Annotated in this window: 23 protein-coding genes; 13 read left to right on the top strand and 10 right to left on the bottom strand. The window is 67.8% G+C overall.

Annotated features, from left to right (window positions below):
• Window positions 1-12 precede the first annotated feature (12 nt).
• Window positions 13-1,134, top strand: coding sequence for a GuaB3 family IMP dehydrogenase-related protein (locus tag V3G39_16145; GenBank protein ID XAS76158.1), 1,122 nt, complete (start codon window positions 13-15; stop codon window positions 1,132-1,134).
• A gap of 107 nt (window positions 1,135-1,241) precedes the next feature.
• Here the strand turns inward: V3G39_16145 and V3G39_16140 are convergent, their stop codons facing one another.
• Complete coding sequence (locus V3G39_16140; protein XAS76157.1) at window positions 1,242-3,017, bottom strand: ABC transporter ATP-binding protein; 1,776 nt, start codon at window positions 3,015-3,017, stop codon at window positions 1,242-1,244.
• Window positions 2,998-4,758: an ABC transporter ATP-binding protein gene (locus tag V3G39_16135; GenBank protein XAS76156.1), complete on the bottom strand. Its 1,761-nt coding sequence runs from the start codon at window positions 4,756-4,758 to the stop codon at window positions 2,998-3,000. Before V3G39_16135 ends, V3G39_16140 begins: the two co-directional genes overlap by 20 nt.
• A gap of 130 nt (window positions 4,759-4,888) precedes the next feature.
• Between V3G39_16135 and V3G39_16130 the strand changes: the two genes are divergently transcribed.
• Genes V3G39_16130 through V3G39_16115 form a run of 4 tightly spaced genes read left to right on the top strand, consistent with a single transcriptional unit; the run spans window position 4,889 to window position 8,612 of the window.
• Window positions 4,889-5,713, top strand: coding sequence for an SURF1 family protein (locus V3G39_16130; GenBank protein ID XAS76155.1), 825 nt, complete (start codon window positions 4,889-4,891; stop codon window positions 5,711-5,713).
• Entirely contained in the window at window positions 5,710-6,111 is a 402-nt protein-coding gene (locus V3G39_16125) for a DUF3817 domain-containing protein (GenBank protein XAS76154.1), read from the top strand. The genes V3G39_16130 and V3G39_16125 overlap by 4 nt, the downstream gene beginning before the upstream one ends.
• A gap of 10 nt (window positions 6,112-6,121) precedes the next feature.
• On the top strand, window positions 6,122-7,699 hold the full coding sequence (guaA, locus tag V3G39_16120) for a glutamine-hydrolyzing GMP synthase (GenBank protein XAS76153.1): 1,578 nt from the start codon (window positions 6,122-6,124) through the stop codon (window positions 7,697-7,699).
• Between the two features lies 1 nt (window position 7,700).
• A complete protein-coding gene (locus V3G39_16115; protein XAS76152.1) occupies window positions 7,701-8,612 on the top strand; it encodes a glutaminase in 912 nt (303 codons plus the stop codon).
• Between the two features lie 9 nt (window positions 8,613-8,621).
• On the opposite strand, the gene V3G39_16110 is transcribed toward V3G39_16115, so the two are convergent.
• Window positions 8,622-10,274 (bottom strand): ABC-F family ATP-binding cassette domain-containing protein, encoded by a 1,653-nt coding sequence (locus tag V3G39_16110; protein ID XAS76151.1) that lies wholly within the window; start codon window positions 10,272-10,274, stop codon window positions 8,622-8,624.
• Between the two features lie 194 nt (window positions 10,275-10,468).
• On the opposite strand from V3G39_16110, the gene V3G39_16105 reads away from it, so the two are divergent.
• The gene (locus V3G39_16105; protein ID XAS76150.1) at window positions 10,469-10,816 is read left to right on the top strand and encodes a cupin domain-containing protein; all 348 of its coding nucleotides are present in this window, start codon (window positions 10,469-10,471) and stop codon (window positions 10,814-10,816) included.
• Here the strand turns inward: V3G39_16105 and V3G39_16100 are convergent.
• Window positions 10,802-11,470, bottom strand: coding sequence for a class I SAM-dependent methyltransferase (locus tag V3G39_16100; protein ID XAS78263.1), 669 nt, complete (start codon window positions 11,468-11,470; stop codon window positions 10,802-10,804). The genes V3G39_16105 and V3G39_16100 overlap by 15 nt on opposite strands.
• A 12-nt stretch (window positions 11,471-11,482) precedes the next feature.
• The gene (locus tag V3G39_16095) at window positions 11,483-12,487 is read right to left on the bottom strand and encodes an alpha/beta fold hydrolase (GenBank protein ID XAS76149.1); all 1,005 of its coding nucleotides are present in this window, start codon (window positions 12,485-12,487) and stop codon (window positions 11,483-11,485) included.
• A gap of 65 nt (window positions 12,488-12,552) precedes the next feature.
• On the opposite strand from V3G39_16095, the gene V3G39_16090 reads away from it, so the two are divergent.
• From V3G39_16090 to V3G39_16070, 5 genes are all read left to right on the top strand, one after another.
• Entirely contained in the window at window positions 12,553-13,206 is a 654-nt protein-coding gene (locus V3G39_16090) for a DUF998 domain-containing protein (protein XAS76148.1), read from the top strand.
• A 30-nt stretch (window positions 13,207-13,236) separates the two neighbouring features.
• Window positions 13,237-14,004, top strand: a complete 768-nt coding sequence (locus V3G39_16085) for a cyclase family protein (protein XAS76147.1) — start codon at window positions 13,237-13,239, stop codon at window positions 14,002-14,004.
• Window positions 14,005-14,137: 133 nt separating this feature from the next.
• Complete coding sequence (locus tag V3G39_16080; protein ID XAS76146.1) at window positions 14,138-16,021, top strand: GMC family oxidoreductase N-terminal domain-containing protein; 1,884 nt, start codon at window positions 14,138-14,140, stop codon at window positions 16,019-16,021.
• Window positions 16,022-16,069: 48 nt separating this feature from the next.
• The gene (locus V3G39_16075; protein ID XAS76145.1) at window positions 16,070-16,855 is read left to right on the top strand and encodes an LLM class flavin-dependent oxidoreductase; all 786 of its coding nucleotides are present in this window, start codon (window positions 16,070-16,072) and stop codon (window positions 16,853-16,855) included.
• Window positions 16,856-16,947: 92 nt separating this feature from the next.
• Window positions 16,948-17,568 carry a methyltransferase domain-containing protein gene (locus V3G39_16070; GenBank protein ID XAS76144.1) on the top strand — a complete coding sequence of 207 codons (621 nt, stop codon included), beginning with the start codon at window positions 16,948-16,950 and terminating at the stop codon, window positions 17,566-17,568.
• Between the two features lie 153 nt (window positions 17,569-17,721).
• Here the strand turns inward: V3G39_16070 and V3G39_16065 are convergent, their stop codons facing one another.
• Window positions 17,722-18,042 carry an antibiotic biosynthesis monooxygenase gene (locus V3G39_16065; protein XAS76143.1) on the bottom strand — a complete coding sequence of 107 codons (321 nt, stop codon included), beginning with the start codon at window positions 18,040-18,042 and terminating at the stop codon, window positions 17,722-17,724.
• A 701-nt stretch (window positions 18,043-18,743) separates the two neighbouring features.
• Between V3G39_16065 and V3G39_16060 the strand changes: the two genes are divergently transcribed.
• A complete protein-coding gene (locus V3G39_16060) occupies window positions 18,744-20,123 on the top strand; it encodes an NAD-dependent succinate-semialdehyde dehydrogenase (protein XAS76142.1) in 1,380 nt (459 codons plus the stop codon).
• Here the strand turns inward: V3G39_16060 and V3G39_16055 are convergent.
• Both V3G39_16055 and V3G39_16050 read right to left on the bottom strand, forming a co-directional pair.
• The gene (locus V3G39_16055) at window positions 20,120-20,299 is read right to left on the bottom strand and encodes a hypothetical protein (GenBank protein XAS76141.1); all 180 of its coding nucleotides are present in this window, start codon (window positions 20,297-20,299) and stop codon (window positions 20,120-20,122) included. The genes V3G39_16060 and V3G39_16055 overlap by 4 nt on opposite strands.
• A gap of 613 nt (window positions 20,300-20,912) precedes the next feature.
• Entirely contained in the window at window positions 20,913-22,487 is a 1,575-nt protein-coding gene (locus tag V3G39_16050; protein ID XAS76140.1) for an acetolactate synthase large subunit, read from the bottom strand.
• 75 nt (window positions 22,488-22,562) lie between these two features.
• Here V3G39_16050 and V3G39_16045 point away from each other — a divergent pair, with 75 nt between their 5' ends.
• Window positions 22,563-22,715 carry a hypothetical protein gene (locus V3G39_16045; protein ID XAS76139.1) on the top strand — a complete coding sequence of 51 codons (153 nt, stop codon included), beginning with the start codon at window positions 22,563-22,565 and terminating at the stop codon, window positions 22,713-22,715.
• A 369-nt stretch (window positions 22,716-23,084) separates the two neighbouring features.
• Here the strand turns inward: V3G39_16045 and V3G39_16040 are convergent, their stop codons facing one another.
• On the bottom strand, window positions 23,085-23,483 hold the full coding sequence (locus V3G39_16040) for an isoprenylcysteine carboxylmethyltransferase family protein (GenBank protein XAS76138.1): 399 nt from the start codon (window positions 23,481-23,483) through the stop codon (window positions 23,085-23,087).
• Complete coding sequence (locus tag V3G39_16035; protein XAS76137.1) at window positions 23,480-23,809, bottom strand: hypothetical protein; 330 nt, start codon at window positions 23,807-23,809, stop codon at window positions 23,480-23,482. The genes V3G39_16040 and V3G39_16035 overlap by 4 nt, the downstream gene beginning before the upstream one ends.
• Window positions 23,810-24,547: the final 738 nt, after the last annotated feature.

Here is a 24,547-nt window from a genome sequence, read left to right as displayed (position 1 = left end):
ACCCTGTCGCACGTGACTGAGATTGAGATCGGCCGCGGCAAGCGTGGGCGCAGGGCGTATTCCTTCGACGACATCGCAGTGGTGCCCTCACGGCGCACCCGCGACCCCGAGGAAGTCTCGGTGACCTGGCAGATCGACGCCTACCACTTCGACCTGCCGGTGATGGCCGCGCCGATGGATTCGGTGATGTCACCCAAGGCGGCGATTGCCTTCGGCCAGTTGGGTGGTCTTCCGGTCCTCGACCTCGAGGGGCTGTGGACCCGCTACGAGGACCCGGAGCCCTTGCTGGCCGAGATCGCTTCACTGGACCCGGCGAACGCCACCGCGCGAATGCGCGATATCTATGCTTCGTCGATCCGCCCCGACCTGATCGAGTTGCGCCTCAAAGAGATTCGCGCATCCGGTGTCACCGTTGCGGGAGCTCTCTCCCCGCAACGTACCCAGGAGCACTGGCGCACAGTCATCGACGCGGGGGTCGACCTGTTTGTGATCAGGGGCACCACGGTCTCGGCCGAGCACGTGTCCGGTCGGGCCGAGCCGCTGAACCTGAAGCGCTTCATCTACGAGTTGGATGTGCCGGTCATCGTCGGCGGGGTCGCGACCTACACCGCGGGTCTGCACCTGATGCGTACCGGTGCAGCAGGCGTACTGGTCGGTTTCGGTGGGGGAGCAGCGCATACCACCCGGCGTACTCTCGGCATTCACGCGCCGCTTGCGTCCGCGATCGCGGACATCGCCGCCGCCCGACGCGACTACATGGATGAGACCGGCGGGCGGTATGTGCACGTCATCGCCGATGGTGGCCTGGGCACCAGTGGTGATGTGGTCAAGGCGGTCGCCTGTGGTGCTGACGCGGTGATGCTGGGTGCGGCGTTGGCCCGATCGACCGAGGCGCCGGGCCGGGGGTTCCACTGGGGGTCCGAGGCCCATCACCCCGATCTGCCACGCGGTGAGCGGGTCGAGGTGGGCACGGTCGGCACGTTGGAGCAGGTCCTGACCGGGCCCGGTCAGTCGGCTGACGGCACGACCAACCTGGTCGGCGCTCTACGGCGGGCGATGGCGACCACCGGGTACTCCGACCTCAAGGAGTTCCAGCGCGTCGAGGTCGTCGTCGCGCCCTACCAGCGCAGCTGACCCGGGATGCAGTACGCCGGTAGGTGTGCGGTTTACGTCGGTGACCCTTGCAATAGCGAGGGTCACCGACGCAAACCGTCCACCCCGGCCGAACAAGGCGCTCGTCCCTACTCGTCGTGCCAGGTGCGCCACAGCGCGGCGTAGGCCCCGTTGGCCGCGACCAGCTCGGCGTGCGATCCGATCTCGCTGATCCTGCCGTCCTCGACCACCGCGACGCGGTCGGCGTCATGCGCGGTGTGCAGCCGGTGCGCGATGGCGACCACCGTGCGCCCCGCGAGCACCGCGTTCATCGACCGCTCCAGGTGGCGTGCTGCTCGCGGATCCAGCAGTGAGGTGGCTTCGTCCAAGACCAGTGTGTGCGGGTCGGCGAGTACCAGACGGGCCAGCGAAAGCTGTTGTGCTGCAGCGTCGGTCAGCGTCTGACCGCCCTGTCCGATGCGGCTGTCCAGACCGTCGGGCAGTTGTGATGCCCAGGGCAGCGCATCGACCGAGGTCAGCGCCGACCAGAGCTGCTCATCGCTCGCACCGGGGTCGGCGAGTACCAGGTTGTCGCGCAGAGTGCCCACGAAGACGTGGTGCTCCTGCGTGACCAGCGCGACCTCACCGCGCAGGTCATCCAGCGGTAACTCGACCAGTGGAACGGTGCCCACGGTGACGCTGCCCGAGCCAGGTCCGTCGATCCCGGCCAGCAATCTGCCGAGGGTGGACTTGCCCGCGCCGGATGGTCCGACGATCGCGACGCGCTCACCCGGTTGCAGATCCAGGTCGATGCCGTGCAGCACCTCGCGCCCGCTGCGGTAGGAATAGCGCACCGCGCTGGCCACCAGATGCGAATCCACCGGCTGCCCGTCGCCCACGGTGCGATCCGGCGGCAACGCCTCGATACCGATGATGCGAGCCAACGCGCTGGTACCGACCTGGATCTCGTCCAACCACGTCAGCAGCTCATCGACGGGGTCACCGAGGGCCAGGGCATAGAGCACGATTGTGATGACCTGGCCGAGGCTCGCGTGGCCCTGGTCGACGAGATAGCCGCCCCACAGCAGGCTGATGCCCACGGGCAGCACCGCGCCGAGGTCGACGGCCGGGAACCACCACATCCGTAGCTTGAGCGTGTAGATCTCGGCATCCCACATACCGCGCATCGCCTGGTGCAGACGCGTGCGCCGCACCCCCTGCAGGGACAGCGCGTCGATGGTGCGAGCCCCTTCGACATTCTCGGTCACCATGCCGTTGGTCACGGCGTAGGAAGCGCGCTCGCGGGCATAACCGGGACCGGCGAACCGCAGATACCGCTTCGTGGACAACGCCAACAACGGCGCGGTCACGAGCAACGAGAGCGCGACCAACGGGTTGACCAGGAACGCCGCGACGAGGGTCAGCAGCGACGTCACCGCCGCCACCAGCGTCGTCGGCACCCCGAACCGCACGGCGTAGGACAGCGCGTCGACGTCGTTGGTGGTACGTGACACCAACTCCCCGGTGCCCGCGCTTTCGACGGTGGACAGCGGCAGCGCGAGCACCCGGTCGATGAAGCGTTCGCGTAGATCTGCGAAGACGGTTTCACCGAGGATGAACGCCGACCGCCGCGCCCACCAGGTCAGCACGGTCTGCACCACGACAACGGCCAGCAGAGCGAACCCGAAGCGGTCGATGCTCGCATTGTCGATGCCGTGCGAGAGCTGCCCGATCAGCTCGCCGAAGAGCCGCGGAGAGATCAGACCGACGACTGCAGCGAGGGCATGCAGGGTGACGGTCGTGATCAGCGCGCGTCGATGACTGCGCATGAGCATCGCGGCATGCCGGCGAACGGTCTGTCCGTCCGCGATCGGCAACGTGGACGCCGGTGTCGTGGTCGGCTTCTCAGCGGTGGGCAGGCTCATCGGCGTCCTCCTCCCCACGCAGTACGACGCGTCGGTAGGCCGCACTGTCACGGCTCAGCTCGGCGTGGGTGCCCACCGCAGCGATCCGCCCCTCCTGCAGGAGCAGCACCCGATCGGCCCGGTCCAACAGCAACGGACTGGTCGCCATCACGATGGTCGTGCGGCCGTGGCGGGCGTCGTGCAGGCGGGCAGCGATACGAGCCTCGGTGTGGGCGTCCACCGCGCTGGTGGGCTCGACGAGCACGAGGGTCTGCGCATTCGTCAACAGGGCGCGCACGAGGGCGAGGCGTTGTCGCTGACCGCCGGAGAAGGACCGGCCGCGCTCCTGCACCCGAGAGTCCAGGCCGTCGTCCAGGGCCAGCAGTACGTCGTGAGCGTCTGCCGCGCTGAATGCCGCTGCGATCTGGTCGGCGGTGCTCCTGCCGGCGGGGTCCAGTTCATCGCGCAACGTTCCCGCGAAGAGGTGCGGGTCGATCTGCGAGACCACGATGCGCGAGCGCACCTCGGCCACGGCTACCTGCCCTATCGGTACGCCGCCGAAGGCCACCCCTGTCTCGGAGGGGTCGGGCTGGCCGAACCGGCCCAGCCGGTCCGCCAGTGCAGCGGCATCGGCGGGCACATCACACACCACGGCGGTCAGCAGTCCGGGCGCGAACTGCGCGCCGGTCCCCGGATCCACCAACTGCTGCAGACCGGCGGGCAGCCGGCGGGTCGTCGATGCCTCTCCGAGGTGCTCTGAGCGGAGGTGGTCGCCCTGAATCTGCAGGACCTTGATGATCCGGTCGGCGGCGACCCGGGTGCCGAGGAATTTGCCGGTCATCTCCGTCGCCGTGGACAGCGGGATGACCAGGAAGGTGGAATATCCGTAGAACGCCACGAGCTGACCGGGTGTCAGCGAGCCATCGTGCACGGCACGGGCACCGAGCCAGGTCACCACCACCATGAACAGGCCCGGCAGCAGCACCTGGGCCGAGTCCAGGGTCGACTGCGGTGCAGCGACCCGCACGCCCTCGCGGCGGACCCGTTGGGACTGCTCGGCGTACCGGCGGCGGAAGGTGTCCTCGCCGCCGATCCCGCGCAGTACCCGCAGTCCGACGACGGTGTCGGCACCCAACTCGGACAGTTTCCCGGACTGCTCGCGTTGATCGGCCTGGCGACGCTGCAGGGGTCGGATGACACCCGCGAGGCTCACCAGCAGGATCGGGACGCCGAGCAGCACCACCAGCCCGAGTTGCATCGAGCTGCGCAGCAGAATGACGGCGACCACGAGATAGGCGACGATCGATCCGGCGAACCGGGCGAACACATCGAAGGACTGGGCGAACCGGCCCGCGTCGGTGGCTGCGCTCGCGACGACCTGACCGGTCGGCATCGCCCGGGGCAGCGCCTCACCGGTATCGGTCGCGTGCTCACCGACCAGTTGCATGCATCGGAACGCGGCCTGCAACCAGTTGAGGACGGCAAACCGGTGGCGCAGGGTACCGACGCAGGCGCTGAGCACGCCGAGACCGATCAGGACCAGAGACCAGGTGAGCAGCGCGCCCAGGTCGTGATCGCGGATACCCGCGTCGGTGCCTCTGCTGATCACGGCGGGCATCAGCGCGAGGCTCAGCATCCAGACGATCCCGCACGCCACCCCGAGCGTGACCGTGCGCCACTGCATACGGGCGGTCCACAAAATGAACCGATCCGGCGAGCGCAGGTCGGGGGTGCCCGGGTCGTCGTACGGCAGCGATTTCATAGCGTCCCTCAGCGTAGATCGAGGCCGGTTCCACCCGCGAATGGTTTTCCGTGGTCCTGCTCAACCGTGCGAGGGGCTCGACCGGCGCCCCGGTCGGTAAGGCACAGGTGGCAGCGCCACAATGGGAGATATGCTCCGCACTGCCTTGACGACCCGGCTGATGGGTCTGTTCGCGCTGATGGTGGCGCTGGTGGTTGCGTTCATCTTCCTGGGGATCTGGCAGCTGGATGTCGCCCGCAGTGCCGGGCACGGCGCCGCAAACGCCCAGATGCAGGACCGTCCCACGGTGTCGATCACGGCCGCGATGCAACCGGCCCAGAGTTTTCCCCGCGACGGATCGTTGCGTCCGGTGCGCGCGACCGGCCATTACGACGCCTCCCGCCAGGAGATCGTCGCGGGCCGCACCCTGAACGGTGTCCCCGGATTCTGGGTGCTGACGCCACTGGTACTGGACGCGAACGGGGCACGACTAGGGGTCATCCGCGGGTTCGTCACTGACCCGAAGGGTGTGCCGGCACCCCTGACCGGCACCGGTCAGGTCACCGTCGACGGTGCGTTGGCTCCTGGGGAGTCACCGGATGCGACCCCTTACCCGCCCGGGCAGATCGGGGCGATCAACCTTGCCGTACTCGCCAATACGTGGGGTGGCACGGTCTACAACTCGTTCATCTTCGCGACCAGTGAGACGCCGACAGCGACCGCTGCGCCGATCCAGAAGTTCCCGCCGCCACAGCCCGGCGGCGGCGGATTCCACCTGCTGAACGCCGGGTACGCCCTGCAATGGTGGGCATTCGCATGCTTCGCGGTCTACGTGTGGGTGCGCATGGTGCGCGACGAATACGCCTTGACGCGGGCCACCCAGCTGGCGCTGAGGCGCAGCGGGGAGAATGAGCACGTGCACGATCACGACGATGCTGTTGCGTCGCCGTTCGCCGAGACGAAGGATCAGCAGTGAGCGAGCAGACCCCACAGGTGACGGCCACCGCCGGGAGGACGCTGATCGATCCTGACAAATCCCGCAAAGCGCTGACCTTCTTCAAGATCATGGCGGTGATTGTCGGACTCGGGCTACTACTGCTGACCGCGCAGGTCATCCTCAAGTACGCCTTCGACAACGGCGCGCTCGACTGGTGGCCGCAACCGCACGGCCTGGTCTACATCGTCTACATCGCCGCGACGGTGAACCTGTCGTTCAAGATGCGGTGGGGGCTGCTGAAGATGGTCGGGGTCATCCTCGCCGGGTGCATCCCGTTCCTGTCGTTCTACATCGAGCGCAAGGTCAGCGCGAATGTCGAAGGTGAGCTCACCGGCCTGGCCGCTGAGCGTTCGTCCTCGACTGCTGCCGCTGCGTAGTCTTGCCCGCGTGACCGCGCCCCTGCAGGAAAATCCTGTCCTCGTCGTCGATTTCGGCGCCCAGTACGCCCAGTTGATCGCCCGACGGGTGCGGGAGGCCTCGCTCTACAGCGAGGTCGTGCCGCACACGATGTCGGCGGCCGCGATCCTGGAGCGGAAACCGGCCGCGATCATCCTATCCGGCGGGCCGTCCTCGGTGTATGCCGACAACGCGCCCGGTCTGGACAGTGCGCTGCTGGAAGCCGGCATTCCGGTGTTCGGTATCTGTTACGGCTTCCAGGCAATGGTCCAGGCGCTGGGCGGGAACGTCGAGCACACCGGGCTGCGCGAGTACGGCGCGACGATCGCTCAGCTCGCCGACACCACGAGCACGCTCTTCGACGGGCAGCCGGACGAGCAGTCGGTGTGGATGAGTCACGGCGACGCGGTGTCCTCCCCACCATCGGGCGTACGTGTCACAGCAGTCACCCCCGGGGCGGCAGTCGCGGCGATCGAGGACGATGAGCGGGCCTTGTACGGCGTGCAGTGGCACCCCGAGGTGCTGCACTCGACCTTCGGTCAGCGGGTGTTGGAGAACTTCCTGCTGCGCGGTGCGAAGCTGACGCCGAACTGGACCGCAGAAGCCATGGCGACCGAGCTGGTCGCGAATGTCAAAGAGCAGGTCGGTTCGGCCCGTGCAATCTGCGGGCTGTCCGGGGGAGTGGACTCCTCGGTGGCTGCGGCGTTGGTGCAGCGAGCCATCGGCGATCAGCTGACCTGTGTTTTCGTCGACCACGGATTGCTCCGCGAGGGTGAAGCACAGCAGGTGCGCGAGGACTTCGTCGACGCGACCGGTGTCGACCTGGTCGTCGTGGACGCCGCCGAACAGTTTCTGACCGCACTCGCGGGAGTGACCGACCCGGAGACCAAGCGAAAGATCATCGGCCGCGAGTTCATCCGCTGCTTCGAGCAGGCCGCGCGCGACATCGTCGGGTCGGCGGATGAAGACGAGCATCCGGTGAAATTCCTGGTGCAGGGCACGCTCTACCCCGACGTCGTGGAATCCGGCGGCGGCACCGGTGCGGCCAACATCAAATCCCACCACAACGTCGGCGGGCTGCCCGACGATCTGCAGTTCTCGCTCATCGAGCCACTGCGCAGCCTCTTCAAGGACGAGGTGCGCCAGGTCGGGCTCGAGCTCGGCGTTCCCGAGGGCATCGTGTGGCGCCAACCCTTCCCCGGGCCGGGTCTCGGTATCCGCATCATCGGTGCGGTGAGCGCGGACAACCTGGCGATCCTGCGCCGCGCGGACGCCATTGCCCGTGAGGAACTCACCGCGGCCGGCTTGGACCGTGACATCTGGCAGTGCCCTGTGGTGCTGCTCGCAGACGTGCGTTCGGTCGGGGTGCAGGGCGACGGGCGCACCTACGGTCACCCCATCGTGTTGCGACCGGTGTCCTCCGAAGACGCGATGACCGCCGACTGGACGCGACTGCCGTATGAGGTGCTCGCCAAGATATCCGGCCGGATCACCAACGAGGTGAGTGAGGTCAACCGGGTGGTCCTGGATGTGACGAGCAAGCCGCCGGGCACTATCGAGTGGGAATAGCGTGCAGATCAGCCAGGCGCTGCTGCGGGCGCAGGAGGTCGCCGCGCCTGAGGTAGGCCGCGGCAAGCTGGCCGAGTACATACCCAGTCTGGCGTCGGTGGACCCGATGCAGTTCGGGATGGCGGTGGCCTCTCTGGACGGTCAGGTGCACGTCGTCGGCGATACAGACGTGCGCTTCTCGGTGCAGAGCATCAGTAAGGTCTTCACCCTTGCGCTCGTGATCGCGGCAGAGGGGGAGCGCATCTGGGAGCGGGTTTCGCGCGAACCGTCCGGTGGCCCGTTCAACTCGCTGCTCCTGCTGGATCAGGAGGCGGGACGTCCGCGTAATCCGTTCATCAACGCGGGTGCGCTCGTGGTGACCGACCGGCTGCAGGCGCTGACCGGGGACGCAAGCGGCGCGTTGCTGGACCTGATGCGCAGGGAGAGCGGCTGCGATGATCTCGGCAGCGACCCGGTGGTGGCCCGTTCGGAGTTGGCGGCCGGGCACCGCACGTCGGCGCTGGCGCATCTGCTCGCCAGTTACGGCAATCTGGAGTGTTCGGTCGAGGATGTGATCGACCAGTACGTTGCGCAGTGCGCATTGTCGATGAGCTGCCGCGAGTTGGCGCTCGCCGGTCTCTTCCTGGCCCGCGACGGCGTACTGTCCGACGGTTCCACGCTGCTGACCGACCGCCAGACGAAGCGCATCAATGCCGTCATGCTCACCTGCGGCACCTACGACTCGGCCGGCGACTTCGCCTACCGGGTCGGACTACCGGCCAAGAGCGGTGTCGGTGGCGGCATCCTGGCCGTCATCCCCGACCGTGGCGTCGCCTGCGTGTGGAGCCCCTCGCTCGGGGCCTCCGGCAACTCAGCAGCCGGGCTGGCTGCGCTGGATGCGTTCACGACCTATTCCGACTGGACCGTTTTCTAGGGCGGATGGTCAGCTCACCTGGATCACGGTGACCTGACCGCCGTCGACCTGCCAGCGCTGGTCGAGGCGGACATTGTTCAGCAGCCGCCGGTCGTGCGAGACGAGCAACAAGGCGCCTTCGTAGGAGTCGAGTGCTTCTTCGAGCTGTTCGATCGCCGGTAGATCCAAATGGTTGGTGGGCTCGTCCAGTACGAGGAGGTTCACCCCGCGGGCCTGAAGCAGGGCCATCGCGGCGCGGGTGCGCTCGCCGGGGGAGAGCTTGGCGACCCGGCTGGTGACCTGGTCGGCCTTGAGGCCGAACTTCGCGAGCAGCGTCCGCACCTCACCGGATGCCATCTGGGGCATCGCCGCCTCGAACGCGTCGCCGAGCGGTAGATCCTGCTCGAGGCCGGTGCGCGCCTGGTCGATCTCGCCGACCGCGACCGAGGCGCCCACGCTGGCTCGCCCGCTCGAGGGTTCGAACCGTCCGAGCAGCAGTTGCAACAGTGTTGATTTGCCTGCGCCGTTGGGGCCGGTCACGCCGATCCGGTCGCCGGCGCTGACCTGCAGGGTCACCGGGCCCAGGGAGAAGTCACCGAGGGTTGCCGTGGCTTCGTCGAGTGTTGCGACGACCGTGCTGGACCGCGGAGCGCCGGCGATCGTGAACTGCAACGCCCACTCCTTGCGCGGTTCCTCGACCTCGTCCATGCGCGCGATCCGCGATTCCATCTGTCGGACCTTCTGGCCTTGTTTCTCCGACGATTCTGCTTGGGCCTTACGACGGATCTTGTCGTTGTCGGGGGATTTCTTCATGGCGTTGCGGACGCCTTGGGAGCTCCACTCCCGTTGGGTGCGGGCCCGGGCAACGAGGTCGGCCTTCTTGCCGGCGAATTCTTCGTAGGCCTCCCGGGCGTGCCGGCGCGCGATGGCCCGCTCCTCCAGGAATGCGTCGTAGCCGCCGTCGTACACGGCGACCTGACGCTGGGCCAGGTCGAGTTCGACGACCCGGGTCACGACCCGGGAGAGGAACTCGCGGTCGTGCGAGACCAGCACGATTCCGGAGCGCAGCTCGCGGACGAAGGTTTCCAGCCGTTCCAGACCGGTCAGGTCCAGGTCGTTGGTCGGCTCATCGAGCATCACGAGGTCGAACCGGCTGAGCATCAGCGAGGCCAGCGCCGCCCGGGCGGCCTGCCCGCCGGACAGCGACGTCATCTGTGCGTCGGCGCCGAGTTGCAGGCCGAGGTCGGCGAGCATCGCGGGGAGTCGCTCGTCCAGGTCGGGCGCACCGCTGGCCATCCACCGGTCGAAGCTTTCTGCGTAGTCATCATCAGCAGACCGGGAGGGCTGATCTGCGCCGAGCGCGGCGGCCGCAGCCTCCATCGCGAGGGTCGCGGCAGCGGCACCGGTACGGCGGGCCACGAACCCGCCCAGCGTTTCACCGGCGACCCGTTCATGCTCCTGGGGGAGCCATCCCACGAAGGCGTCGGTGCTCGACATGGAGACGGTTCCCTCCAGCGGCTCCAGATCGCCGGCGAGGATCCGCAGCAGAGTGGTCTTGCCGGCACCATTGGCGCCGACCACTCCGACCACGTCGCCGGGTGCGACGGTCAGGTCCAGTGCCGTGAAGAGGGTGCGGTGAGCGTGGCCACCAGCAAGGTTTTTGGTGACAAGGTTCGCACTCACCTGGCGATCGTAGTTGTGCCGCCGGCCCGGGGCAGCGGGGTCGACCGCCCGGGCTTCTCCGGGCATCGATTCATGGCGAACCTCCCTTTGAGGGTGCAGAATCCATCCAACCCCACGAAGTTTCAACTCTCGAGGGGTGCAGTCGGGCAGCTCCGGCGAGCGGCGCGCCCACCTCTGAGGGAGAGGACGTAGCGATGAGCGACGACCGGGCGGCACCGAAGACCACGGGAGTCACGGTGCAGTTACTCGCCGTGGTGGATCTCGGCGTCGAGATCGAGGGTATGCAGGGGCGCGAGCTGCGGATGCGAATGGTGACCATCAGCCCGGGTGGGGTCTTCGGCCCGGTTCACGATCACCGGGGCAGACCGGGGATCGTCTACGTACTGGAGGGGAGCATCACCGACCACCGCGGTGGGATCGCCACGGAGTACGGTCCGGGCGTGGGTTGGCCCGAAGACCGCAACACGGTGCACTGGCTGGAGAACCGTGGTGCGGTTCCGGCCGTCGAGATCTCCATCGATGTCGTCTCAGCCGGGCTCTGAGCCCTTGCTTGCTGTGCACAGGAAAATGCCGAAATCGCGGTCGCCCTTGCGGATGGTCGTGGCGTCAACGAAGTGGACGTCGGTGAAGCCGGCGCGGACAATCTGCTCGGTCAGGGTTGTCCTGTCGAAGCCGTGATGTCCGTCGAAGTCGGCTTTGTCGGCGTGGAACGCGCCGTCGGGATCCTCCTCGAGATCCGCGATGGCTAGCTGACCGCCGTCGACGAGCAGCCCCGCCACCGACCGCAACAGCTCATCCAGGTTCGCCACGTGATGCAGGGCCATCGAGCTCCACACCACGTCGTAGACCCCGTCGAGCCGGTCGGTCGTCAGGTCGACCTGGACCGCTCGTAGCCGCTCACTGAGCCCGGCAGCCTCGATCCGCTCGCGGGCGACCTGCACCATTCCAGCGGAGGGATCAGCCACCACCACGGAGCCGACCTGGTCGGCGAGCAGAATGCTCAACCGGCCGGTGCCACCACCGACGTCGACCACCTTCATCCGGGGTTTGAGGTCCACGGCCTGGGAGATGGCGTGCGCCACCGCGACCTGCCGCGCCTCCTGAGCCGGGTCGTCGTCCCAGGTTGCTGCTTCGTCGTCGAACCGCTCGTGTTGGTGCATCTTCCCGACCCTAGTCTCGCGTCTTACGGCCGGGATCGGCCGTGCCGGTCAGGTGTCGAGCCACCGCCGCACGGCGGTTCGTACGAAGGCCAGCTCGGTCGGCAACCCTGCGGGACTGCCGGCACGGTGACCCCAAATGGTGGGGATCGGTAAAAGCTCCGCCTGGGCCAGGTGAGGTAGTTCTGCGGCGTTGTCCGCCACCCGGAAATAGAGGTCGGTCTCGCTGGGCATCAGGAGCACGCGGGCCCGGATCGCAGCCAGCGCCGCCGGCAGGTCACCGCCGCCGCTGATGTCGGCTTCGGACCACGTCCTTGCCTGGGCGTAGAGGTTGGCTGCCCTGCTGGTGGCGAAACCGGCCTCCCAGTCGGTGCGTAGATAGGTCTGCAGATCCGGCGCCCCGAGCACTGTCCGGAAGAGTTCCGCGCGGTAGAAGTCCTGACTCAGGCCCCACCCGGCGTAGACGTGACTGAAAGCGCGTAGTGCCGCTGCCGGCTCGCTCCGGAGCCGTCCGTCGCCGAGGTATTCAGGGGCGGCTTCCAGGATTCGAAGCAGTCCGGAGAGGAAAACCCGGTTGTGGGGCGCGGTACGTGCACTCCCGCAGACCACGATCGCGCGTTCGACGACGTCAGGAAACAGCGATGCCCAGTGATAGGCCTGAATGGCGCCCATCGAGAACCCGTAGACCGCGGCGACCCGATCGATGCCCCACTGCTCCCGCAGCAGGCGTCGCTGGGCGCGGACGTTGTCGCCGGCAGTGACGAGATCAGGAAAATCCGACGTGTCCGCAGCGCTGGAGGACAACCCGTTGGAGAACATGTCGGGGATGACGATGAACCACTTCAGCGGATCCAGGATCAGGTCCGGCCCCACGAGGCCGGCCAGGTCCTCGTGCGAGGCCGAGTAGCTGCACGGATAGACGATCACGTTGTCCTTGGCGGCGTTCAAGGTGCCGTGTGTCTGCCACGCGAGCCGGGCGCCACTGATGATGCCTCCGCGCTCCACCTCGATATCGCCCAGTTCGAAAACACCCTCAGTGACCGGCCAGTTGCTCATGGGTCAACTATGGCAGCCGTCCGTCGCCGGCCATTGATCCTTTCAGCACGGTCTACGGTGACCTGATGGTGGCGAGCTCGGGACGGCGACAGGCACCTACCGGGGCTCGGGTCGCCCGCTGGGGAGCGCTGGCACTCCTCGTGCGGCCGGCGTACATCGCGACCGAGTCCATCACTGCCGTCGCCACCAAGGGCGGTTACAGCTTTATCGGGGACTCGGTCAGCAAACTCGGCGAGATCGGCTGTCTACCAACCTATTGCTCACCGCGTCATGGGCTGATGAACGGTTCCTTCATGACCTTCGGAGTGTTGCTGGCCGGCGGCGCAGCCCTGCTCGCGCGTCCGCTGGGGCCATGGGTCACGGGGCTGCTGGTCGTCTCCGGGCTGAGCTCGATCGCCACGGGTTTTGCGCCGTTGGATCAGGACGCCACGCTGCACGCGTTCGCCGCGACGCCGTTGTTCGTCGCGCAGCCGCTGGCCATGCTGCTTCTGGGAGCCCGGTTACGCAGCGAACAGCCGCGTCTGGCCGGGGCACTTCTCAGCACGGGAGCCGTCACCGCAGTAGCGGCCGTTGCGTTCATCCTGTCCGGAGGGGGCCCGGTCTCAGGTGGTCTCGAACGCCTCGCACTGTGGCCGGTGCTGTTCGGCCTCGCCGCGTTCGCCGGGACCCAACTACGTCGGCGTACAGGCGCATTCGAGGGACCACCGTCGCGGCGGTGAGACACAACGCGGCTCGATAGAGTCGGTGGGGTGGCCGACCCCGCATCTCTCGCCGACGTCCTCGCTCGCCTCCACTCGTGCGAGTGGATCGACCTCACCCATGCGTTCGGGCCGGGCATCCCGCACTACACCGCCTTCCCTGACGAGGAACGCGAGACGCTCTTCCACTTCGATGAGGGGGTCGGCTCGGTCGGCACGGGCTTCCTGGCGCACCGCTTCACCCACATCGGCCAGTGGGGCACCCACGTCGACCCACCCGCCCACTTTGCCCGAGGTGGCCGCTTCCTGGACGAGCTGCCGGTGACCGACATGATCCTGGCGTTGGTGGTCGTCGACGTCCGCCGCCAGGTCGCGGCTGACGCCGACCACACCGTCACAGTCGCCGACCTGCAGGCGCACGAAGCCGAGCACGGGAAGATCCCAGCCGGCTCGTTCGTCGCACTCCTGACCGGGTGGTCCGACCGCTGGCCCGATGGGGAGGCGATGGCCAACTGCGACGCGGACGGCCTCGCGCACTACCCCGGTTGGGGTGTGGAGGCGCTGACCTTCCTCGTGCAGGAACGGGACGTGACCGCCATCGGCCATGAAACGACCGACACCGACCCGGGTGCCGTCGTGGGCGCCGGCTCCCTGGCGGCGGAGACCTACATCCTCAGCGCCGACAAGTGGCAGATCGAGATGCTCGCTGGGCTCGACCGGGTGCCGCCGACCGGTGCCCTCATCGTCGCGACCTGGCCCAAACCGCAGGAAGGCTCTGGCTTCCCGGCGCGGGTCTTCGCGATCGTCGACCGCGGCTGAGGTCGGTTGCGCCGTGGCCCGGCGCGCAGCTCATCGCTGATTGTCGCCTTCGGGCTAACCCTACGGTTTCGACTGTGATATACATCACAATGGGCCCGTATGGGTCGCCGACCCAGCATGAAAGGTGGCGCCGATGAGCGACGCACGCATCCCGTCCGAGAACCCTGAAACCGCCGAGCCAGAGCGTTTCGACGTCATCGTGGTCGGGGGTGGGTCGGCGGGTGCCGTGATCGCCACCCGACTCACCGAGGACCCGTCCGTGCGCGTCGCTCTCGTCGAGGCCGGTGGACCGCCGCCGGACCGAGAGGCGATGCCGGCAGCGGTTGCCTCGCTGCAACTGGATCCGGACGTGGACTGGATGTACACCGGGGACCCGGGCGGGGCCGGCAAGGGCCTCACCGACGGCCGGATGATGGTGCCCCGCGGCAAGATGCTCGGCGGCTCCTCCGGCATGAACTACATGGCCTACGTGCGAGGGCACCCCGGTGACTTCGACGGGTGGGCCGAAGACGGCGGCAAGGGCTGGTCCTACGACGAAGTACTGCCGTACTTCATGAAGAGTGAGGACCTCGCACCACCGGACCCGCCGGAGGGCGTGGTCATTGACGATGAGGCCCACGGCGTGGGCGGTCCGCTGGGAGTGTCTGTGCGGGCACCGCGGACGGTCGCGGCCGAGCAATTCGTCCAGGCTGCTGAGGCCGCCGGTATCCCCAGTGGCGACTACAACGGGCGGGACCGCGGTGGCCCGACCGGGCTCTCGTCGCTCTTCCAGACCACCACGCGCAACGGGATGCGGTCCTCGACCTACCACGCGTTCCTTGAGCCGGTGATGCAGCGCGCGAACCTGACGGTCATCACCCACGCGCAGGTCGAGGAGGTGCTGATGGACTCAGACGCGGGCGGCCTGCGCGCCACGGGTGTGCGGTATCGCGACGCGGACGGAGCTACAACGACCATCCACGCCGACCACGAGGTCGTGGTCAGTGCCGGTGCGATCGGCTCCCCGCAGCTGCTGTTGCTGTCCGGGATCGGACCGAGCGAGGAGCTTGCGTCCGTGGGTGTGGAGTGCGTGCTGGACAACCCGCACGTCGGCAAACACCTCAAAGACCACCTGCACGTGCCGCTTGCCTTCCCGGCTCCGGGCGTGGCGCTGACGATGACCGAGATCGCGATCTCGCTCGGCCCGGACGCGCTGCGGGCCCCCGCCGGTCCGCTGCCGGCCGACCCGGCCGATGACGACAAGATGCCGCCGGAGTTGCTGGCGCTCAAGGCCGAAGCCGAGCGCAGGGTGACCGAGTGGGCCACCACGGGCAAGGGGCTGGCGTCCTCCTCGTTCTACGACGCCGTGGCCTTCTTCTCCACCGGGCTCGGCGACCTGCACACCCACGATGCCCAGATCGGGCTGCTGGCCTGCGGCTACACCCCCGACATCTGGAAGCTTCTGTTCAGGGTCGACCCGGCCGCCTACTTCGAAGATCCCGACGTCGCGTTATCAGCCGATGCCGAGACCGTCGTCGTGCTCCCCAACCCTGTCCAGCCGCATTCTGAGGGCGAGGTGTGCCTGGTCAGCAACGATGTCGGCGACGCGCCGCGGATCGACCTCAACTACCTGGCCGACCCGCACGACGTGACGGTGATGGTCGCGGTGATGCGACGAGCCCTGGAGATCGTCGACCACTGGCCGGCTGCTGCTGTCGGACCGTTGATGGTTCCGCCCGCTTTGGCCAAGGCGCACGGTCACACCACGGGTGATGTGCCCACCGATGCGCTGCTGGAGGACCTGGCGCGGCATTACGCCCTGACGGTTTACCACGAGACGTCGACGTGCCGGATGGGCAGCGTCGTCGATGCCGAGCTGCGGGTGATCGGCGTGGCCAAGCTACGCGTCGCCGATGCCAGCGTCATGCCGACGGTCGTCAGTGGCAATACCAACGCGGCCACGATCATGATCGGCGAGCGCGCGGCAGAGCTGATCGCCCATGATCACGGAATGTCGTTGGCGACCACTGTCGGTTGAGCAGGGTCCCTCCCGGTCCCGTCCTGGCTGCGGCGACATGATGGTGGCATGACGACCCGCCGCGGCCTTTTCGTTGCCCCTTTCGATGCGCTGGCTGACCCACGGGTCATCGGCGACCTGGCTGCCACCGCCGAGGTGGCCGGCTGGGACGGGTTCTTCCTCTGGGATCACCTGCAGTACGGCGAGCGGGTCGCCGCGATTGCCGACGTATGGACCTGTTGCGCGGCTGTCGCGATGCGCACTGATCGGTTGCTGTTTGGGCCGATGGTGACCCCGCTGGCGCGGCGCCGACCGCAGGTCCTTGCCCGGCAGGCAGCAAGTTTGGCGGTGCTGTCGCAGGGCCGGTTCGTGCTGGGGCTGGGGCTTGGCGACGACGGCCTCGGGGAGTTCGGTGCGTTCGGCGACGAAACGGACCCCAAGGTGCGCGGCCGGATGCTCGACGAAGGTCTGGAGGTACTGACCGGACTGCTGAGCGGAAGTTCGGTCGATCACGAAGGAACCCATTACGCCGCCCGGGACGCCTGCTTCCGCCCAGCTCCTACCGTGCCGATCTGGTTGGCTGGGCGGTTCGGCAACCGGGCGCCGATCCGCCGGGCCGCGAAATATGACGGCTTTTTCGTCATCGGCCTGGACGGGCCCGCAGACCTTGACGAGGTGACGTCGGCGCTGGCCGGGCACGACCCGGCGCCGGGTTTTGAGGTGGTGGTCGACCTACAGCCCGAGCAGGATCCCGCGCCCTGGCTGGACCGCGGCGCTTCGTGGGTCCTGACCCGGATAGGGCCGTTCGACCTGGATCTCGCCGAGGTCGAGCGGATCATCGAGGCAGGTCCCTGAGCTGACATAGCGAGCTCTATACGGCCCCTCAACCACGCGTAGCTGTGCCGTCCGCTCGTTCGAGGCGCGCACGAGTGGGGCAGGATGCAGCAATGGCAGACATCGACTGGCCCGCCGGTTTCTTCGACCGCCAAGACGGCGGCGACGACGCCGACTTCTACGCACCGACGCGCCTGGTCACCCATATCGACGACGGGGCGATCGCAGCGGTCAGTGAGCTGTACGACGAGCTGGGGGTGCCGGACGGCAGGGTCCTGGACCTGATGTCGTCCTGGGTGTCCCACCTGTCCAGGAAGCCGAGCGGTGGGTTGGTCGCGCTTGGCATGAACGCCGTGGAGCTGCAGGCCAATCCGGTAGCCGACGAGGTCGTCGTGCAGGATCTGAATATCGATCCGCGGTTGCCGTTCGAGGACGCGTCTTTCGACGCGGTGCTCTGCTGCGTGTCGATCGACTACCTCATTCACCCGATCGAGGTGCTGCGCGAGGCGGCCCGGGTGCTGCGCTCCGGTGGGGTCGTGGTGCTCAGTTTCAGTAACAGGTGCTTCCCGACCAAGGCGATCCGCGGGTGGCTGGTCACCGACGAGGACGGGCGAGTGGCCATTGTCCGGGCTTACCTGGAGCAGGCCGGTTTCAACGCCGTCTCGACCGCGTTGCGGACCGACCGGCGACCGGGCCACGATCCGTTGTACGGCGCGTGGGCGCGGTGTGTCTGACGCCGATCGCCGAGCCCCTCTCATGTGCAACCTCTTCGGCGTGCGACGGTCAGACCCGCACGCTTCTTGGTAGGCCGTGTCGCTCGGAGCCACGCCCCGCACGAATCGTGCGAGGAGCGGCCCCGTAGCGAAGCACGAGCGGTGCTGTTCGGCTCAGAATTCCGACATCTTGTCCCAGCCATCGCGGTCCGCGACGTCGATGTACAGGATGTCGGGACGCTCGGCGATGTACTGCTTCGCGCCGCCGTCTACCCCGTGCTGGAAGTGCTCGGAGTTGACGTGCGCATCGCCGGCCGCCGCGTCGTCGAAGGCTTCGATCGTCAGGATCGTGTCGGGGTCGTCGACGCTGCGGTAGTGCTCGTAGAACTTGTTGCCGGGCTCGGCGCGCGTCGCGTCGGTGTAGGTCTGGCTCGCCGCGAGGTAGGCGTCCGCGGTGCCGGGCTTCAGCTTCTTTTTCACGGTGATGTAGATCAAGGCGTTCTCCTCGGTTGGGTGCGGGTCAGGTCCTGGGTGAACCTGCTCCGACTCGCACTCTCGCACGATCGGAGCACATGTCAGCGGGCGAGAGCAGATCAAGACTCCCTCATCGCGAGCGGCCGCGTACCCGCTGTGCCGGCCAAATGTCTGTCGAGTGCGATTCCGCACCATGGGACGCCAACACGGCTTCTGGCAGTTGAGCTAAGGGCGCGGCCGGCGCGCAAGCTAGAGGACTACGAAGCCGACTCGCGGCGGAAAGACGCGGGTCCTCAACCGCCCGGATCGCGGCCGGATCAGCGCGCCCGGTCCGGCTGGTCGCGTCTTCTTCGGGCTTCGCCCGACGGTGGGACGGGGCCGGATGATCGACCAGGCATGGGCCGGTACTGGGTCAGTCCTCACCGACGGTGAAGCGGCTGACCGCGCCGACCTCCGCGACCACGCCGGCCGCGTCCATGCCGAGCACTTACGGGACGCCCGGCGCCTCATTCTCGGCACCGTGACCTCGCGCAGGTCGTTCTCGTCCCCGAACTCGGTGACTCCAACAGCTCTCGTGTCGGTTGCAACACGACCGGGCCCCGACCCGTGCCCGGAGCGGGGGCGACCCGCACCACCTGGGCGGACGTGGTCCACGGAACAAGATTCTCCCGGCCGACGTTGTGGTGCGTGACAGTCATGTTCAACGAGAGGGGCACATCGCAGTGACCAGCACGTACCAAGTTGTCAACCCCGCCACCGGTGAGGCCGGCCAGTCCTTCCCCGAGGCCACCGACGCCGAGATCCAGGACGTCCTCGCGCGCTCCGACGCCGCGTACACCTCCTGGCGCACCACCACCAAGCCCGAGCGCGCCGCGATCCTGAACAAGGTCGCGGACCTCTACACCGAGCGCACGGACGCCCTCGCGGAGATCATCAGCCGGGAGATGGGCAAGCGCCTGATCGAGGCGAAGGGCGAGCTGCAGCTCGTCATCAGCATCTACCGCTACTACGCGGACAACGCCGAGAAGCTGCTCGCCGACGAGGCGATCAACCCGGCCATGGGCGGCAACGCGATCGTCCGCAAGGAGGCCGTCGGCTCGCTCCTCGGGATCATGCCGTGGAACTTCCCGTACTACCAGGTCGCGCGGTTCGCAGCCCCGAACCTCATGATCGGCAACACGATCATCCTCAAGCACGCACCGCAGTGCCCCGAGTCGGCCACCGCGATGGAGCAGTTGTTCCACGACGCAGGCCTTCCCGCCGACGCCTATATCAACGTCTTCGCCACCAACGACCAGGCGGCCACGATGATCGCCGACCCGCGCCTGGTGGGCGTCTCGGTGACCGGCAGCGAGCGCGCCGGTGCCGCCGTCGCCGCCGAGGCGGGCAAGAACCTCAAGAAGGTCGTCCTCGAGCTGGGCGGGTCCGACGCGTTCATCGTCCTCGACGGTGACGACATGGAGAGCACGATCACGGCGGCCGTCACCGGCCGTATGGGCAACGCGGGCCAGGCCTGCAACGCCGCCAAGCGCTTCATCGTGCTCGAGGACGTCTACGACCAGTTCGTCGAGGGCTTCACCCAGGTCATGTCCTCGCTGAAGCCCGGTGACCCGTTCTCCGCCGACGCCGACTTCGGTCCGCTCTCGTCCGAGGCCGCGGCCAAGGGTCTCGCCGAGCAGGTCGACGACGCCGTCACCAAGGGCGCCACCCTGCGCACCGGCGGCAAGCGCGTCGAGGGCAAGGGCGCGTTTTTCGAGGCGACCGTCCTCACCGACGTCACCCCGGACATGCGCGCCTACACCGAGGAGCTGTTCGGCCCGGCTGCGGTGATCTACAAGGTCGCCGACGCCGACGCCGCGGTCGAGATGGCCAACGCCTCCGCGTTCGGTCTCGGTGGCGTGGTCTTCGGCTCCGACGCCAAGCAGGCCGCGGACGTAGCCAACCGTCTCGACACCGGCATGGTGTGGATCAACAGCGCGCAGGGCTCCGCCGCGGACCTGCCGTTCGGTGGCACCAAGCGCTCGGGCGTCGGCCGCGAGCTCGGCACCCTGGGCATCGACGAGTTCGTGAACAAGAAGCTCATGTACACCCCGAAGGGCTAGTCACCCCCTGTCACGACGACCCCCGCAGCTCGTGCTGCGGGGGTCGTCGTGCGTCCGGGGATCTCCGCGGCCATGAGCTCGGAGCCCTCCAGCGGGGTGATCTGGTCCTCCCGGCCGCAGATGACCAGCGTGGGGCCGGCGCCGAGCCCGCTGAGGTCCTCATCATCTTCGGGCAACCTGGCGAACGTATGACGTTTCGTGGTGCCCCGGACCAGCCGAAGGCGTGAACCGCACCCGGCCTAGAACTTCGGTCAGCCCCACTGTCGGTCCAGCCTCTTCTGCGGCCGACCCAATGCCGCGTCACTGCTGCCGATCGATCCGAAGACGCTGGCCAGGAGAACCTCACAGAAACGCGATTCCGCAGTGACCGGTGGTATGCGGGTCCGTTCATCCCGTGCGGCGTTGCTAAGTCAGTCGGGCGGTCCCGCCACACGTCGAGACCCAGACTCGTCGAGAGTAAGAGCGGCGCCGTAGCTCAACCGCCAGCAGGAAGCCCACCTGGTCTCCCTGGTTCACAGCGGCGAGTACGGCACTCTCGAGGTGGCCAAGCTCTTCGGCGTTGGCCGATCCACGGTCTACTGCGCTATCGGACGCCGACGGATCGCCGCGAAGGCCGACATTGCGGAGTCGTGAACAAGTCACTGAGCAGCTACGGCGTCGCCGTCCCGAATCCGACACCCCAACGGAACGCCGGCGCCACCAGCTCTCCGCCTGGCCGGTGGTTGCCGACTGCGGTTCCACTTCCGGGGCGAGTCGGCGTTCGGGTTCATCGCGGCCGCGACAGTGCCTCTAGGCGATCGCCGGGACGATGGCCTCGATGAGGAACGGACCGTCGGTGCGCTCCGCCTCCGCGAGGGCCTCCTGAAGCTCGGTGGTCGTCGTGACCCGGCGAGCCGGTACACCAAAGCCGGTGCTGATGGCGGTGAAGTCGAGCACCGGGGAGTCCAGGTCGAGCATCGCGCGGGCCTTCGTGCCGGGCGCTCCTGCGCCGGTGCGCTGCAGCTCCATGCGCAGGATCGCGTAGGCGGCGTTGTTGACCAGGACCGTGGTGACCCGCAGGTTCTCACGAGCCTGGGTCCAGAGCGACTGGATCGTGTAGGCGGCGCTGCCGTCGGCCTCGAGGGAGAAGACACGGCGTGCCGGAGCTGCGAGGGCCGCCCCTGTCGCCACTGGCATTCCCTGCCCGATCGCGCCTCCGGTCAGCGTGAGCAGGCTATGGCGCGGGGCGGACTTCAAGGCCGCCGGCAGTCCCAGACCAGAGGTATTGAGCTCGTCGACCACGATCGCGCCTTCGGGAAGGGTCGCCGCGACGACCTGCACGAGACTCATCACGTCGAGCGACTCCCCGGGGGAGACCTCGGGTGCCACCGCACGCTCAGCCGGGCCGGTCGGCGGGGCGTCGAGGGCCTCGGCGAGGCCCTGCAACGTGGCCGCGACGTCATGGGTGACGTCGCAGAGCGGAAGCAGCGGGCGCTCGCCGACGAGATCACCGCTACGTCCGGGGTAGCCGAAGAACGTCGCCGGAGCCGCGGCCCCGACCAGGACGATCTTCTCGATGCCGGCCAGCTTCGCATCAGCCATCTCGGGGAGATAGGGGATGCGGTCGAACGAGGGGAGGTCGCCCCCCTGGTCTACGCGCGAGGGGAAGGTCTCGACCAGCACGCTCGCCCCGGTGGCCGCGCGGATGGCGTCAGCGGCCAGGACGGCCGGCTCGTCGAGCGCCGGCCCGCCGAGCAGCAGCAGGGTGCTGGCTCCCTCGCGCAGCCACTCGGCTGCGATGTCGCACGCCGCAGCTGGGCTCGGCGTACGGACGGGCACAGGGCGCGGCGCGGCCGGGTTCGCACCGGTCTTCCACGAGGCGTCGGCGGGCACGATCAAGGTCGCGATCTGGCCACCGTTGCTCTGGCTGGCCGCGACAGCACGGGCGGCGTCGACCGGCAGGGAGCGGGAGGTGCCACTGGTCCTGACCCAGCCGTCGAGGGTGCGCGCGATGGCCTCGACCTCCAGCTGGAGGGGCGCGTCGTAGCCGACGTGATCGGCGGCGTGGACACCCACGATGCACACCAGCGGCGTGTGAGCGCGCCGCGCGTTGTGCAGGTTGGCGTAGCCGTTGCCCAGCCCGGGACCCAGATGGAGGAGCGCGGCTGCCGGGCGTCGAGCGATCCGGGCATACCCGTCGGCTGCGCCAGTCGCGACGCCTTCGAAGAGGGTGAGCACACCGCGCATCCCCTCGCTGGTGTCCAGGGCCTTGACGAAGTGCATCTCCGAGGTGCCCGGGTTCATGAAGCAGGTGTCAACGCCGGCGTCGACAAGGGTGACGAGCAGCGCTTCGGCGCCGGAGAGGTCAACGGGTTCAGGGGTCATGACTGCACGCTATACACCGCCGCACCGAGGTTGCCAGGCACCTCGGGGACGATGGGCGTCGCCTACCGCGACGAGGTGAGCGGCTCAAGCGTGACGACCCAGGTGCTCGCGCTGCTCGGCGCCTTCGATGCCCAGCACCGGGAGCTGACCGCCGATCGCGGCATGCGCGTGCAACCGTCGCGCACCCCTGCGTCATATCAGCGTGGACGCCGGGCCGATCCGCGGTGAGCTGCGCCGCGGCTGCCCTTCTCCTTGGCGGATGCGGTGGTTCGCCCTCTCAATTCTGCGATCAACGTGTTATGAAAACGGGACAAGATTCGCGGGCCGGGGCGTACTCTCCGCCGAGAGTCGTCCACTCTGACTAGAGGGACTCCCCGGGGGTGGGCGGCTCCCACCCACGGGCAGAACCCCGAACTTGATGCGTCTAGGAGCGGAGCGGTCAAGTTCGTCGCAGCCTGGACCTCAAATCGGCGAGGCCACCCATCTCAAGAGTAAGGTCCAACGTCCTCGAGCACACAAGGAGGCTCACCCGGTCAACCACGCCGGCGGAGCTGATGAGCCGCCCGCGTCTGGCGGTGACACTGCGAGGACGCTGCCTTAAGAGTAGGAGCACACGGCACCTGGTCGGAGCCGTATGCCGCAGTGGCCGTGCTCGAACCGTTCATTGCCACGTCCGAGCAGAGCGCGGCAGACACAGGACGGACTTAGCCGCTCAGCGAACCCCGGGGTCCTGTCACCAGATGCCCGGATGAGGCGCGCACGATGATGAGCGGCGTACGCCCGATAGGGCTCGCCGAGAGCAGCCAGGAGAGCGCGCTCCTCGACGCGGATCCGGATCGCAAGCCCGTGCGCGGACAGGATGATCAGCGCGAGGATGGAGAGCCAGTTGCCGAAGGCCACACCAGCGCCGTACAAGGTCAGCAGGAGACCGGTGTACGACGGATGCCGGACCCAGCGGTACGGTCCGCGGTCGATCACGGTCTGCCCGGCGGTCACCCCCGCACGAAGACGGTGAAGAACCGGCCCAGAACCCAAACCGCCCACTGGCGAAGCGCGATCCCGGCCCACATCAGCGCGATGCTGCAGCCGTAGAGCGCGCTGCCGGCGGGGAGCGAAGCGCTCGTCACTCTGGCTGCACACCAGGCCGCCATGAAGGCTCCGGCCGCGATCCCCACGACGACCGCCACGATGCTGCCACGGTCCACGCGGGATCCGCTTCGGCGCGCGAGGCCGCGCAGTCGGATGCTCACTGCTAACAGGACGAACGCGATAACGGTCGCCCGGAGCAGGATCTGCGCACCGAGGTGCGCGCTGGTGCGCATCCGCTACGGACGTGCTGACGGGCTTTACGTCCGGTCGTTTCGGAGATGATCCTCTGCCAGGCGGGAGTCTGAGGCTCAGCTCACACCGCTAATCAGTCTGACGCGCGGCGTCACTAGAGGACAAGCCTGGTGCGTGCGACATCGATGAAGTTCTGGGTTCACTACGGCTGCCGGTGCGCAACTGGTCCAATCGTCGGGCGATCTGTGCGTGCCGGTAAGCGACCAGCGCGGTTGGAAAGGCTGCCGCTGCTTCGAGACGCTCTGCGCGCGTCCGGTCGGCGATGTCGTTCCGCCTTTGTCTAGCAGACGTCAATGCCTGCAGGACGTACGCAAGCACGGCTCCTGCCATGGTTCCAAGCGCTACAACATCTGGCTTCCCATGAGCATCATCTTCCTCTGTATGGGAGTGCGACTTGCTGAATGCGGTCTTTACGGGTCTCCCCATGACCGCTGCCGTCCGTGGCAAGATCCACCTCACGCCGCTACCCACCGCAAGCTCGAGGTCGTTGCGTCCGCTGGCGGCGGTAGGACGCACCTGCGCGGATAATCGTTTGAGACGAACCGCAAGATCCTCCTGCTGGTCGTGAGTTGCTCGCGCGAGACTGTCGGTCGCGACGTCGCTCAACCTGTTTCCCGACGATGCGACGCGCCGAGTGCGCGGCATGGATGAGCCGACGCAATCGCTGATCGTGACAAATTCGGTGTCACCGCAGGCGGAGGGACGTTCCGCTCATCGGC

Source organism: Dermatophilaceae bacterium Sec6.4, from assembly GCA_039636865.1.
In the GTDB taxonomy this organism is placed as follows: domain Bacteria; phylum Actinomycetota; class Actinomycetes; order Actinomycetales; family Dermatophilaceae; genus Allobranchiibius.
The sequence above is the reverse complement of the archived record's forward strand: the minus strand, read 5'-3'. Positions and strand labels throughout refer to the sequence as shown.